Origin of the sequence: Caldimonas caldifontis, assembly GCF_002930615.1 — a bacterium.
GTDB lineage: Bacteria > Pseudomonadota > Gammaproteobacteria > Burkholderiales > Burkholderiaceae_C > Caldimonas > Caldimonas caldifontis.
The window spans coordinates 1-13401 of record NZ_PSNX01000020.1 but is presented as its reverse complement, the minus strand read 5'-3'; the positions used below and the strand labels follow the sequence as shown (position 1 = coordinate 13401).

Here is a 13401-nt window from a genome sequence, read left to right as displayed (position 1 = left end):
CACGAAAAGTCCCACGTCCATGGACCCTGGACATCCGCGCCCCGACATCTCCGTGGTCATCCCCTCATGGAACACGCAAGGGCTCACCCGCGACTGCCTGCACTCGCTCCTTCACCAGGACCACGGTTGCCGCCTGGAGGTCGTGGTGGTGGACAACGGCAGCCATGACGGCTCCGCGGACATGATCGAGCGCGAGTTCCCGGAGGTGGTGCTGATCCGCAACGAACGCAACGAGTACTTCTCCAAGGCCTGCAACCAGGGGGCGGCGGTGGCGACCGGTCGCTACGTCTGCTACCTCAACTCCGACACCATCGTCACCCCCGAAGCGCTTCGTCGCATGATGGCATTCCTGGAGCAGCATCCCGGGCATGGCGCGGTGGCACCTCGCCTGGACAATCCTGACGGGAGCGTGCAGCCCATCTGCCGACGGTTTCCAAGGCTCATTGAGGTGCTCATCGATCAGTTCGGATTCGAACAGTATGAGTTTGCCCGGCGCTACCGGGATCATGCGGCGATGAAGGATTTCGATCACCTCTCTTCGGCGGACGTGGAGCAGCCGCCGGGCGCCTGCCTGCTGATGCGTCGCACCGATGTCGATGAAATTGGCGGCTTCGATGAGTCGATGCCTCTTTTTTACAGCGATGTGGACCTGTGCCTTCGCATCTGGCGTTCGGGTCGCCCTATCCGCTTCCTGGCCGAGGCACACATCTTCCACGTAGGCAGCGCCTCGGTGGTGCGCCACCCGCTGTGGCGAGCGGAATTCATGCGCAACCAGGTGCGCTACTTCCGCAAGCATGGCGGCCTCGTCACAGCGCTGGCCGCCAAGGGCATCATCCTCGGCTCCGGCCTGCTGGTGGCATTGCGCACGCTGGTCGGGCCCCGTCCCTTGCGTGAGAAGCGTGAGCTCATCGGCCAGCTTGGGCGCTCCATGCAGATCGCTTTGGGGGGGTGAAACCCGTGAATGCGATGCTCCAGCAGCCCACGTCCGGACCGGCCGTTCCAGCAGACCTGCAACTGGGCGAGGTCGCCGGGCTGCAGACCTGGTGGGACTACCAGCCCAGCGAACCAGACCTGCGTATCCGGTGGAAGCGCCTCGCTGCACGGCTGTTCCACGAGCGGCCTCGGCCGGCGTCGATGCCAATCAAGCCGGTGGTGCCCCGCGAGCGCTGGGTGGCCTACTTTGCCTTCCTGCCTCAGGGCACCCTGAGCGATGCCCATCGGTTCACCTTGGGCCGCCTGCGCGATGAAGGCTGCCACGTGCTCGTCATCTGTGCGACGCCCGCGGCTGACGTGGTCCCGCAGGAGTTGGCGCGGTATGCCGATGCGCTGTACTGGAAGGGCTTGGAGGGCTACGATTTTTCGGCCTACACGCTCGCCCTGGAAGCGATCGCCGAGCGCTCGCCGCACGCCGATGTGCTCATCCTCAATGACTCGATGTTCGGGCCTTTCCATCCTGTGCAGCCTTTTTTCCAGGGCCTGTACTGGGATCTCACCGGCTTCACGGGGTCGGCGCTCAACGAGAACCATCTGCAGTCGTATGGGTTCATGGTCCGGGCTCTCGACGAGAGCCGGCTGGCTCAGTTGCGGGGCGTCTTCTTTGCCCACAAAGCCTTCGATAGGGCAGATCAGGTGATCTGGGCACAAGAGCTGCTGCTGGCCCGTCTAGCGTCGCGGCACATGTCGGTGGGAGCCTGCTGGTACAGCGATGGCTCGACGGTTGACGACCCTTGCCTTCGGCGTCCTTTTGAGCTGGTGGACGCCGGTTTCCCCTTCATGAAGAAGTCCCTGCTGGGCAAGATGATGCAGTTCCAGGACCCGGAACGGGTGCGCGCCCTGCTCAGAGCCCAGGGACATCCGGAGCAATGACAGGATCCCCCATGAAAAATACCGTCCATCCGCTTGAAGACAAGCCCTGGCCCGATGCGCGACGACTGATGTGGATCGTGGTTGCAGCCGTGCTGCTGCGCCTGATCTGGGCCCTGCTGATCCCGGTGGTGCCTCTGTCGGACAGCGCGGGCTACGACATCTTTGCCCGCAATCTCGTGGAGCATGGGGTCTTCGGCTGGACGCCGGAGCAACCCTTCGCCTTCTGGCCTCCGGGCACGTCCTTCCTGTATGCAGCGATGTACTGGGTCTTCGGCTACGGCCACACAAGCCTGATCGTGCTGCACATCCTGATATCCGTCGGGCTCATCCTGACCTCGGCACGCGTGGCGCATCGTTTCTACGGCGAGGATGCGGCCCTGTGGTGCGGCACCCTGCTGGCGGTGTGGCCCACGCTGATCATGTTCACCACCATCCTGGCCAGTGAACTGCTGTTCGCGCTATTGACCGTGGCGGCCCTGGATGCCTGGACGGCACGTAGCGGCTCGGCTTGGCGGCGTGGGGTCCTGGCGGGCCTGCTGCTCGGCATGGCGGCGCTGGTGCGTCCACAGGCGCTTCTGCTCCCGGGCGTCTACGGGCTGGCCCTCGTGCTGTCGTCACCGAACCCCCGTCAGGTTCTGGGGCTCCAGCTGAGAACGGCGCTGATGTCGGGCCTGGTCATGGCGGTGCTGATCGCACCGTGGGCCTGGCGCAATTACCAACTCTATGACGAGTTCGTGCTCATCTCGACCAATGGCGGCATCACCCTGTGGATGGGCAATACGCCGGGGACGGGCGGCAGCCACATGAACGTGCCCGCGTCTATCGCCGAGCTGCCCGATAACGAGCAGGCCCGCGTGCTGGGCGCCATGGCCCGCGAGTACATCCTGGCCGACCCGGCGGCCTTCGCCATGCGGGCCGTGCGGAAAGTGTTCCTGCTCTATAGCAACGAATCGATCGGGGTGGGCTGGAATTCCGAAGGCATTGCGCAGCGCTTCGGCGAGGCCTCCGTGCTGTGGTTCAAGCGATTCACGCAGGTCACCTGGGCGGCGCTGTTTCTGATGAGCCTGTACGGCGTTTGGGTGCTCCTGCGTCGTGAAGGCGCTTGGCGCCTGCTCGTGTCGCCGGTGATGCTCACGGTGCTCTTCTACACCGCGATCCACAGTGTGGTGGTGTCCCAAGACCGCTACCACCTCAACTTCGCAGGCCAGATTGCGATGTTCTTCGGCATCGGCATGGCCAGCCTCGCGCACCGCCGGGGCAGGGCCCCATCGCCCCCCCGCACGGCGCATGAGCCGCGACGAGCCCTGCATCCGCATTGATCCCCTCACGCTACGGTCCATGGATACGAACCTGTCCTCCTTGTCGCCCCAGTTCAGCACGACGGCACTATCGGCCGAGGCACGGGCCCTCTATCAGGCGGAGCCCGATGCGAGGATCCGGCTTCTCCAGGGACTGAGGCCGCATATCTGCCCTTTCGGTGATGTGATGGCGCAGATTCCCGCAGGAGCCAGTGTCCTTGATGTGGGCTGCGGCGCGGGGCTTTTTCTGCTCCTCCTCGGGCGGCAGGCACACATACGGGATGGCCTTGGCTTCGACGTGTCGGTGCCCGCCGTCGAGGCGGCGCAGCGTGCCGCCGAAACCTCGGGCCTGGCCGAAACGCTGACGTTCCAGGTCCGCTCGATCGAGGAGGGCATGCCGGAGGGGCACTGGAACGTCGTCACGTCCGTGGACGTTCTCCACCATGTCCCCGTCAGCCAGCAGCGCTCCTTTGTCGAATCCTTGTGCGAGCGTGTACCGCGCGGTGGCCGACTGGTGATCAAGGACATGGTGGCCCGGCCCCGCTGGCGGGCGTGGGCCAACCAGATGCACGATCTGGTGATGGCACGTCAGTGGGTCCACCAGGTGGGGCCCGAGGAAGTTGACGGCTGGATTCAGGCCAAGGGCCTGAGTCGTGTCTATCGCAGCCGGATCAACAGTTGGTGGTACGGGCACTGGACCCTGGTCTACGACCGCGCCTCGTGAGCGCAGGAGACCTTCAGGCCATCAGGAAAAGCACGGCGGAGATCGCGACCACGAGCAGGCTCTGCCAGTCGCGCACGGCAAACACGACCGGATCGTCGTCCACCTCACCACGGTGGGCCTTCATCCACAAGCGGCTGACCCAGTACAGCAGCAGTGGCGGCACCAGCCACAGCCATAGCGGGTTGCTGTAGATCTCGGTGATTTCAGGGTTGTTGATGTACAGGGCGAACACGAGCACAGCCACCATCCCCGAGCCGGTCCCGATGGACATCAGCACCGGCAAATCCTGGACCGTGTAGCCGCGGCCCGCCGGCTGATCCTTGTGCTGCTGCAGGGTGATGAGCAATTCCGAATAGCGCTTCACCACTGCCAGGCTCAGGAAGATGAACATCGAGAACGCCAGCAGCCAGAAAGAAGGCACGATCGCAGTGGCGGCTCCTCCGGCGATCACACGCAAGGTGTAAAGCCCCGCCAGCATCAGCACATCGACGATGACCCGGCGCTTGAGGACGAGAGAGTACGCCAGGGTCAGGCAGAAGTAGAACGCAAGGACCAGCACGAAGCCTGTCGGCAGCAAGGCAGCCAGTCCGAATGCGCCCACGAGAAGGACAGGAACCATGAGGCTGCCTTGCCAGATGGGGATCAAGCCTGACGCAAAGGGCCGGTTGCGCTTGCGTACATGACGTCGATCCGCCTCGAGATCCACGAGGTCGTTCAGCACATACACCGCTGAGGCGCAAAGACTGAAGGCCATGAAGGCCAGCAGCGCTGCCCTCACGCCGTCGGGGGAGTCCCAGGCGTGGGCGGCCACCAGGGGGACGAAGACCAGCAGGTTCTTCAGCCACTGGTGCACCCGCAGTCCCTTGAGGTAGGTCTTGAAGCCCGGACGGGGCGGCGTGATGACCCGCTCCACGTCGGTGACCTGGCGCGCCGCATGGGCCAGGGAGTCGCTGGCGGATACCACGGTGCCCTTGCGGGCGCGAGACCAGACATCCAGGTCCGCACGGTCGTTGCCGATGTAGTCGAAACCGCGCTCACCGTATCTGGATGCCAGGTCGTTGCCTTTGTGTCTGCCGCAGAGATTGAGTTGCGCGTCCGAAGCCAGAACGTCGTCGAAGAGGTTCAGGTGACGTGCGATGCCCTGTGCCTGCGTGTGGTGTGAGGCCGTGGTGAGCACCACCGTCCTGCCGGAGGCCTTGGCCTCGCGGACCAAGGCGACCACCTCATCATTGAACGGCAAGGTCCCCCACGAGAAAGACACGAGCTGGGCCAGCCGGTCCTTCAGGTAGGCCTTGCCCTTCAAGAGCCACCAGGGCAGGAGCATGATCTTCCAGGGTGCGCTCTTGACCAGGAGGAAGACGGCTTCGTGCAGGAGGTCGGTGCGCAGAAGGGTGCCGTCGCAGTCGACGCACAGGGGCACGGTCTTGGTCACGGGGTCCATTTCGAGATCAGCTCCGAGCGAGCACCGCCACACCGGCGGCAATCAGGAGCGTGCCACCGACGCGCGCGAGGCTGAGGGCATCGCCATGGAGCCACCAGCCCAAAAGCATGGTGACGACAAAGCCCAAGCCCACGAATGGATAGGCGAGGCTGACTTCCACACGGGCGAGAACCAGCAGCCAGATCACGGCACTGGCAAAGTACATGGCCAGGCCCGCGATGACGAGGGGGTGGCTGCCCACAACCCAGGCTGTTGACCACCGAGCACCTTGGGACAGGCTGGCCTGGACTGCGTCCGCGCTCATGCCGGCTTTGAGAATGACCTGAGCGAGCGAAGTCAGCAGCACATTCACGAGAATCAGGCCGAACACCGAGCGGGTCATGTTTGCATCCACCATCAACGAAGGGCCCAGGAGGGCGCTGCCCGACCGGGCCGCTCGGGCCAGGAGCGTGCGCAGTGTGACTCAGGACCGGGCACGTGGTACACGCCCAAGTGGGGGGTCGCAGCGCGGCTGTGCTCCGGAAAATAATCCGTACACCCCTTGGGAACGTCTCGGGGGGGGCTCTGCGCCCTTTCCCTTTTCTGCATAGCCCGTCTGTTCGGACATCCATGCCCCTTGCGTCATTGTCAGCCTTGTCCCCCAAGCAGCTCGGGCGTCGGGTCCTGACATCGGGCGGTGTGTATCCGCTGGTGCGAGCGCGGGCATTGCGCGGCGATCCCGTGACGGTACTCATGTACCACACGCTGGGCGCCGACAACGAAACCTTCGATGCCTGGACGGTCGTTCGACGTTCGGACTTTGTGGCGCAGATCTCGCTGTTGCGCCGCGACTACGACATTGTCTCGCTGGATGAGGCGACGGCTCACGTGCGCGACGCAGCTCCCCCAGGGCGCCCCAAGGCCGTGATCACCTTTGACGACGGACACACTGGCCTGCATCGTTACCTGTTCCCGATGCTCGAGGAACTGCAGCTTCCGGTCACCATCTACGTGGCAACCGGACACATCGCGAGTGGCCGTCCCTACTGGTTCGATCGTGTGATGAATGCCCTGCAGGTGAGCCGCCCCGCGAAGCTTCACCTTGCCGACCACGGCCTTCCTGGCTTCACCATCGAGGCAGGCTCAGGCGAGGAGCGCTGGCAGGCCCTGAGAGGCTTGCTCGAGGCGCTCAAGAGGCTGGAGCCCGGGCGCAGGGAGGCGGCGGCCGATGCCGTGGTCGCGCAGCTGGCATCTTGCCGACGCACTGATTTTGAGCCCCTGGAGCCGCTGACCAAGGAGCAATTGCTGGCGTTGGCGCAATCGCGGTGGGTCACCCTGGGAGCGCACACCGATTGCCACAGCCTGCTGGATCAGATTCCACCTGATGTCGCCCAAGCCTCCATGGAGCGCTCGGCCCATCTGCTGCGCGAGTGGACGGGGCGCGCCGTGCACCACTTTGCCTATCCCAATGGCAACCACAACCGCGAATTGATGGCTCGTGCCCAGGCGGCCGGCTTCGCAACGGCACTGACCACCGAAAAGGGGCTATGGAGGCGCACCGATTCCCAGTTCGCCGTCGCGCGCATTCCTGTGGGTCGGTACGACGATCTGACACGATTCAAGTTCAATCTCCTGGCAGGGCAATGGCGTCACTGATGCCTGTCACGCACACCCGGCGTTCAGCGCCCTAGAGCTCACCCCGATTGTCATACTTTCTTCCGACATGAGCGCCTAGTCATGAGCACTGGCCAACGCTACGTCCTGATCTCGCCGTGCCGCAACGAGGCAGCCTACATGCGTCAGACGCTCGACAGCGTGCTGGCCCAGTCGGTCCTTCCGGCGAAATGGGTCATCGTCGATGATGGCTCCACCGACGAGACACCCCTGATCCTGCAGGAGTACGCCCAGCGCTACCCCTGGATCCAGATCGTTACACGCTCGGATCGCGGGCACCGGGCCGTTGGGCCAGGCGTGGTGGATGCTTTCTACAGCGGGTATGCGGTAATCGACCCCGCGGAGTACGATTTCCTGTGCAAGCTCGACCTCGACTTGCGCCTGCCGCCGCGTTACTTCGAGATCCTGATGCGACGCATGAACGAGGACCGGAGCATCGCCACCTGCAGTGGCAAGGCCTATGTCGAAGAGAACGGCGAGATGATCAACGAACGCCATGGCGACGACACGTCGCTGGGCATGACCAAGTTCTACAGGGTGTCGTGCTTCCAGGCGATCGGCGGCTTCGTGCGTGAGGTGATGTGGGACGGCATCGACTGCCATCAGTGCCGCATGAACGGCTGGCAGGCCTGCAGCTGGGATGAGCCCGAGCTGCGCTTCATCCACCTTCGGCCGATGGGGTCCAGCCAGAAGGGCATCTTCACCGGGCGCATGCGCCATGGCTATGGGCAGTACTTCATGGGCACCGGCTTCGTCTTCATGGCAGCCAGTGCCGTATCCCGCTTGAACCAGAAGCCCTATGTCCTGGGAAGTCTGGCCATGCTGTGGGGCTGGCTCAGTGCTGCGATCCAGCGCAAGCCGAGATACGACGATCCGGCGTTCCGCTCCTTCCTGAGGCGCTACCACCGCCGCGTGCTCCTGGTCGGCAAGCGCCGGGCGGTGGAAGAGATGCAGCGCGTGCCCGTGCCAACGGCCTCCTGACCCTTTCGCCGACTTCTTCACCAACTTTCCAAGAACCATGTGCGGCATTGCCGGCATCGTCGGCCAGATCGACGAGACTCACCGTGCCGCCCTGCGGCGCATGTCTGATGCCATGACGCATCGCGGACCGGATGCCGATGGTTTCTGGGAGGCCGAACCCGACTCCGCCGGGTGGGGCCCGATGCTGGCCCATCGCAGGCTGGCCATCCTCGATCTGTCGCCCAGCGGCGTGCAGCCCATGATCGACGGCCCTACAGGGGACGTTGTGGTTCTCAACGGGGAGATCTACAACTACCGCGCGCTGAGGGCCGAACTGCCCCAGGGGGGAGCGGACCTGGGCTCCAGCGGGGATACGGCCGTCATGCTGCGCTCGCTGAGCCTGCACGGTGCAGCAGCGATACCGCGGTTGCGCGGCATGTTCGCCTTTGCCCACTGGAGCCGCCGGGATCGCCGCCTGACCCTCGCGCGGGATCCCCTGGGCATCAAGCCACTCTATCTCGCGCGCAACCCGGATCCGAAGGGCCGGTGGTCGCTCGCCTTTGCGTCTGAGCTGCGTGCCCTGCTTGCCAGCGGGCTGCTCGGGCGGGCCCGCCTCGACCCGACCGCCGTGGCCAGCGTGGTCTGGAACGGCTTCACCGTGGCACCCAACACGGTCGTCGAGGGGATCGAGACGATGTGGCCTGGCGAACTCCTGGTGGCAGACGCCCGGGGAACGACGCTTGAGCGTCGCGCCTACTGGCAACTTCCGCGTCTTCGGAACCAGGAGGACTTTTCCGAGGAGGCGCTCGCGGCCGCGCTGAAGGACTGCGTGCATCTGCACCTGGCCAGCGACGTGCCCCTGGGCATCTTCCTCTCCGGCGGCGTCGATTCCTCGGCCGTGGCGCACCTGGCGCAGCAATCTTCCCAGACGCCGGTCCACACCTTCACGCTCGCTTTCGAAGAAGCCGAGCACAATGAGGGTGAACATGCCCGTGCCATCGCCAAGGCCATCGGCACCGAACACCGCGAGTTGCTGCTCACCGAGTCGCTGTTCACCTCCCGCCTGGACGACGCCCTCGCCAGCCTGGACCAGCCCAGCTTCGATGGCTTGAACTCCTACTTCATGTCGCATGCCGTGGCTCAGGCAGGGTTCAAGGTGGCCCTGGTGGGCAGCGGTGGCGACGAACTCTTCGGTGGCTACACCACCTTCCGTGATCTGCCGGTGCTGGCTCGCTGGGCCCGGCGCACGCAGTGGCTGCCAGCCGCTCTGAAACGCGATCTGGCCCGGCGCGTGGCACGTTTCAAGCAGCCCTCGGGGCTGGGCTTTCCGGCACAGACCCGCTGGGCCAAGCTTCCGGAGATGGTGGCCCGAGGCGATGACCTGCTCGGCCTGTACCAGATGGCCTACGCCCTGTTCCTGCCGCAGCAGCATCGCGAACTGCTGGGCGCGCAGGGTCGAGACCGCCTCCATGACGGCCTGCCGGAGGCCATGCGAATCTGGCTGGGCGAGTCGATCGCCGCACGGTCCGACCTGGGCGCCATCAGTGCGCTGGAGCAGCGCCTGTTCCTGGGGGAGCGGCTGCTGCGCGACACCGATGCTGTCAGCATGTCTGCCTCGATCGAGGTGCGCTTGCCTCTGGTGGACCAGATGCTGCTGGAGCAGGTGGGGCGTGTGCCGGACGCCGTGCGCTATCACCCGATCCGTCGCAAGACCTTGCTGCGGCGCGTGGGCCTCAAGGGCCTGGATCCCGCGCTCTTTGACCGGCCCAAGACCGGATTCGAGCTGCCCTACGACCGATGGCTACGAAGCCAGCTGGGCCGGCGCATCGACGACACCTTGAATGATCCCGCGCTGGTGCGCCCGGCCGGACTGGACCCACAGACCGTGGCCAGGCTGTGGAAGGCCTTCAAGGACGGTGCACCGGGCCTGTACTGGTCGCGCATCTGGGCGCTGTACGTCCTGGTTCATTGGTGCCATCGCCATCGTGTCTATGTCTGAACACTCTTCGTCCCGCGCGGTAGACGGCCAGGCGACGCGTGTCGCCTACCTGGTCAATCAGTATCCGAAAGTCAGCCACAGCTTCATCCGGCGGGAGATCCTGGCCGTCGAGCGGCAAGGGATCGCGATCGAACGCTTCGCCTTGAGGGGCTGGGACGAACCCGTGGTCGATCCGCAGGATGTCAGTGAGCGGGCCAAGACCCGCTACGTGCTCCAAGGCGGGCTCATCGCATTGCTCGCGGCCACTGCACACGCCGCACTCACGGCGCCCGGGCGGTTCGCGCGAGCCCTGTGGCTCGCCACCCGCCTGGGTCTCCGCTCAGACCGTCCCTTGCCTGTGCACTGGATCTACCTTGCCGAGGCCTGCGTGCTGGCACGCTGGCTGCGGCAGGCCCAGGTCTCGCACCTGCATGCTCACTTCGGGACCAACCCCGCCGAGGTGGCCATGCTGGCGGGGGTGCTCAGCGGGCTGCCCTACAGCTTCACGGCGCATGGTTCCGAGGAAACCGACAAGCCCCAGTTCATCGGCCTGCCCGAGAAGATTCGCCGGGCGGCCTTCGTGGTGGCCGTCAGTTCTTACGGGCGCGCACAACTTTATCGCTGGAGCCGTCTGGAAGATTGGCCGAAGATCCACGTGGTTCACTGTGGATTGGAGCGTGGCTTCTACGAAGCGGTGACGGTGCAGCCGGTCGAAGCGTCCAGGCTGGTGTGCGTTGGCCGCTTGTGCCAGGAAAAGGGGCAGCTTCTTCTGCTACGCGCTCTAAGATACCTGAGGGACGAAGGTCTGGACTGCGAACTAGTCCTCGCCGGGGATGGCGAAATGAGAGCAGCCATCGAGCACGAAGTGGATCGCCTCGGCTTGCGAGGCCAGGTGTGTATTACTGGTTGGATTTCCAGCGAGCGGGTACGCGAGGAAATACTTGCCGCACGAGCTTTGGTGTTGCCCAGTTTTGCTGAGGGACTACCGGTCGTGCTGATGGAGGCGATGGCGCTGGGGCGGCCGGTGATTTCAACTTACGTGGCAGGAATCCCGGAGCTCGTGGTGGAGGACGAATGCGGCTGGCTCAGCCCGGCAGGTGATCTTGAGAGACTTGTCGAATCCATCAAGGAATGCCTTCGAGCGTCACCACGACGTCTCGAGGCGATGGGTGCCATTGCTCGAGAGCGAGCCGTGCTGCGACACGATATTGATACCGAAGCGGCGCGGCTGACCGTGCATTTCCGCGCCAGTGGGCGAGTCCAACAGGTCTCGTCTTGAAATCCGTGCGAGACAGAATCAGCACATGGTGAACTCAACGGGTACCGCAGGAAAAGCGCATGCGGACGTGGCTCACATCTCCCACGAGTACCGGCGCGACATCGACAGCTTGCGGGCTTTTGCCATCCTGCCCGTGGTGTTATTTCACGTGGGCGTCGGGTTCCTGCCGGGCGGATTCGTTGGTGTTGACATCTTCTTCGTCATCTCCGGGTTTCTGATCACGGGCATCATCATCCGTGAGATTCAGGAGGGAAAATTCTCGATTGCGCGCTTCTACGAGCGCCGCGCGAGGCGGATCCTTCCGGCATTGATTGCGGTCGTAGTACTCACTTTGATCTGCGGATGGGTGGTCCTCAGGCCAGATGAACTCGATGGGCTCGCGAAGTCGGCGATTGCCGCCATTGCCTTTTCCTCGAACATGTGGTTCTGGAAGTCTTCGCTCGAGTACTTTGGTACCGCTGTCGAACTGGAACCCTTGCTGCACACCTGGTCACTGGCTGTAGAAGAGCAGTTCTACATCTTTTTCCCGCTGTTGATTCTCCTTGTGAATCGGCTGGCGCCGAAGCGACTGGGCCAGGTGGTTCTGACGGTTACCCTGGTTTCGTTTGCCGCTGCATGTCTGATGGTGTACTGGAAACCCAGTGCGACCTTTTATCTCTTGCCCACTCGCGCATGGGAGCTTGGGATCGGGGCCTTGCTTGCAATCTATCCCTTGCGAACGCCCCCTGGAACGAGGTTCTGGACGAACGTTGCCGGGTTGGCCGGGGTGTGTCTGCTTGTACTCCCGGTGTTGCTTTACTCAAAAGCAACCCCGTTCCCGGGAGTGTCTGCCTTGCCGCCGTGTCTTGGGGCTGCTTTGCTGATTGCACTTGGTCGACGCTCCATGCCTTCAGTGCTGAAGTTCATGCATTGGATGCCGCTGGTCTTCATCGGAAAGATTTCCTACTCGCTGTATCTGGTCCATTGGCCGATCATCGTGTTCTTCAAGTACTTGTCGAGCACGACGGAGATCTCCAGTACCGCAGCGCTGTGGATCTTTGCCGCATCGTTCGTCTGCGCTGTTGGATCCTGGTGGTTGGTAGAGCAGCCCTTTCGGGCGCGGCCGAACCACCGGCACCAGGTGTTTGCCTGGTCTGCGGGGGCCATGGCTCTCGTGAGTGTTGTTGCGCTCAGTCTGATTCATGTGGACGGTCTGAAGTACCGCCTCTCTTTCCCGCAGCAATCGATCGTTGACGTTTCGAGCGACCGAGCAGAGGTGCCGTCCGAGTGCGAGCGATTCGTGCTGGGAGAAGGTCTCTGCCCGATCGGCGCACCCAGTCAGGTCGGGCGATCGTATGACTTCGTCCTTCTCGGAGATTCGCATGCTCTCTCCCTGTCACCTGCAGTGAGCGAAGCGGCTCGATCTGCGGGCCGCTCAGGCCTGATGGGCAGCATGATCTGCCCCCCATTGCTTGGGGTGACACGCCTGCTTGAGCCGAGGTGTACGGAGTTCACGGAGTCCGTTTTGCACGAGATCGCCGGGAGACCTGACATTAAAACGGTCATTCTTCACGCCAGGTGGGCACTTTACGAATCTGCCACCGTGGTGCGAGGCGAAGCTGGAGGACAAGCACCAAGCTTGTTGCTGGTTCGAGATGAACTTGACAAGTTGGGCCAATCACCCCATGAGGTTTTTGAACGGGGGCTGCGACGGACCATGGAACTGTTGCTGGCCAGCGGACGAGATGTCGTGGTTGTTGAGGGTACTCCAGAGATGGGTTGGAATGTCCCGAACGCTCTTCTGATCAAGGATCGATGGGGCATTGACCATCCGCCCGCTCCAACGCTTGAATCGGTGCAGGCGAGACAGGCCGGCGTGAAGGCCGTGTTTGAGCGATACAAGAATCATCCTCAGGTGCGATTTATCGATCCGGCGCCCGTTATCTGTTCTGATAGTGCTTGCTCGGTAGAGGTGCATGGTCTGCCTGCATTCTTTGACGACAATCACCTCACAAGAACCGCAGCGAAGGCATGGTTCAAAGATATCCTTGAGCGTGAAGTCTTCGGAAGATGATGCCGCTTCTGAGCGAAAACGGGGCGCAAGATGCGCCCCGAGTGTCAATGTTGGAGACGACCCCGCGTCTTACTGTGAGTAGTAAGGTCCTTGCCAGTCGGCGGGGAGTGCGCCGCCGTGGGCGCCGGTGCTGACCGAAGCTGCCGAAG

11 protein-coding genes are annotated in these 13401 nt (G+C 63.6%); 9 read left to right on the top strand and 2 right to left on the bottom strand.

All coding sequences use genetic code 11. The features are described 5' to 3' along the window. Window positions 1-19: 19 nt before the first annotated feature. The 4 genes from C1704_RS16955 to C1704_RS16940 are packed head-to-tail and all read left to right on the top strand — an operon-like array spanning window position 20 to window position 3888. Complete coding sequence (locus C1704_RS16955; RefSeq protein WP_170064732.1) at window positions 20-952, top strand: glycosyltransferase family 2 protein; 933 nt, start codon at window positions 20-22, stop codon at window positions 950-952. A gap of 14 nt (window positions 953-966) precedes the next feature. After that, window positions 967-1866: a rhamnan synthesis F family protein gene (locus tag C1704_RS16950; protein ID WP_104303924.1), complete on the top strand. Its 900-nt coding sequence runs from the start codon at window positions 967-969 to the stop codon at window positions 1864-1866. A gap of 11 nt (window positions 1867-1877) precedes the next feature. Further along, window positions 1878-3185, top strand: coding sequence for an ArnT family glycosyltransferase (locus C1704_RS16945; protein ID WP_170064731.1), 1308 nt, complete (start codon window positions 1878-1880; stop codon window positions 3183-3185). Between the two features lie 19 nt (window positions 3186-3204). Then, complete coding sequence (locus C1704_RS16940) at window positions 3205-3888, top strand: SAM-dependent methyltransferase (protein ID WP_170064730.1); 684 nt, start codon at window positions 3205-3207, stop codon at window positions 3886-3888. A gap of 13 nt (window positions 3889-3901) precedes the next feature. Here C1704_RS16940 and C1704_RS16935 read toward each other — a convergent pair whose 3' ends face one another. Further along, window positions 3902-5329: a UbiA family prenyltransferase gene (locus C1704_RS16935; protein WP_104303921.1), complete on the bottom strand. Its 1428-nt coding sequence runs from the start codon at window positions 5327-5329 to the stop codon at window positions 3902-3904. Window positions 5330-5336: 7 nt separating this feature from the next. After that, a complete protein-coding gene (locus C1704_RS16930) occupies window positions 5337-5711 on the bottom strand; it encodes a DMT family transporter (RefSeq protein ID WP_245876535.1) in 375 nt (124 codons plus the stop codon). A 350-nt stretch (window positions 5712-6061) separates the two neighbouring features. Between C1704_RS16930 and C1704_RS16925 the strand changes: the two genes are divergently transcribed. The 5 genes from C1704_RS16925 (at window position 6062) to C1704_RS16905 (ending at window position 13252) form a co-directional block, all read left to right on the top strand. Next, a complete protein-coding gene (locus tag C1704_RS16925; RefSeq protein WP_170064729.1) occupies window positions 6062-6964 on the top strand; it encodes a polysaccharide deacetylase family protein in 903 nt (300 codons plus the stop codon). 81 nt (window positions 6965-7045) lie between these two features. Beyond that, entirely contained in the window at window positions 7046-7963 is a 918-nt protein-coding gene (locus tag C1704_RS16920) for a glycosyltransferase family 2 protein (protein ID WP_104303919.1), read from the top strand. 37 nt (window positions 7964-8000) lie between these two features. After that, window positions 8001-9941, top strand: coding sequence for an asparagine synthase (glutamine-hydrolyzing) (asnB, locus tag C1704_RS16915; protein WP_104303918.1), 1941 nt, complete (start codon window positions 8001-8003; stop codon window positions 9939-9941). Then, complete coding sequence (locus C1704_RS16910) at window positions 9934-11199, top strand: glycosyltransferase family 4 protein (protein ID WP_104303917.1); 1266 nt, start codon at window positions 9934-9936, stop codon at window positions 11197-11199. The genes asnB and C1704_RS16910 overlap by 8 nt, the downstream gene beginning before the upstream one ends. A gap of 25 nt (window positions 11200-11224) precedes the next feature. Then, entirely contained in the window at window positions 11225-13252 is a 2028-nt protein-coding gene (locus C1704_RS16905; RefSeq protein WP_104303916.1) for an acyltransferase family protein, read from the top strand. Window positions 13253-13401 lie beyond the last annotated feature (149 nt).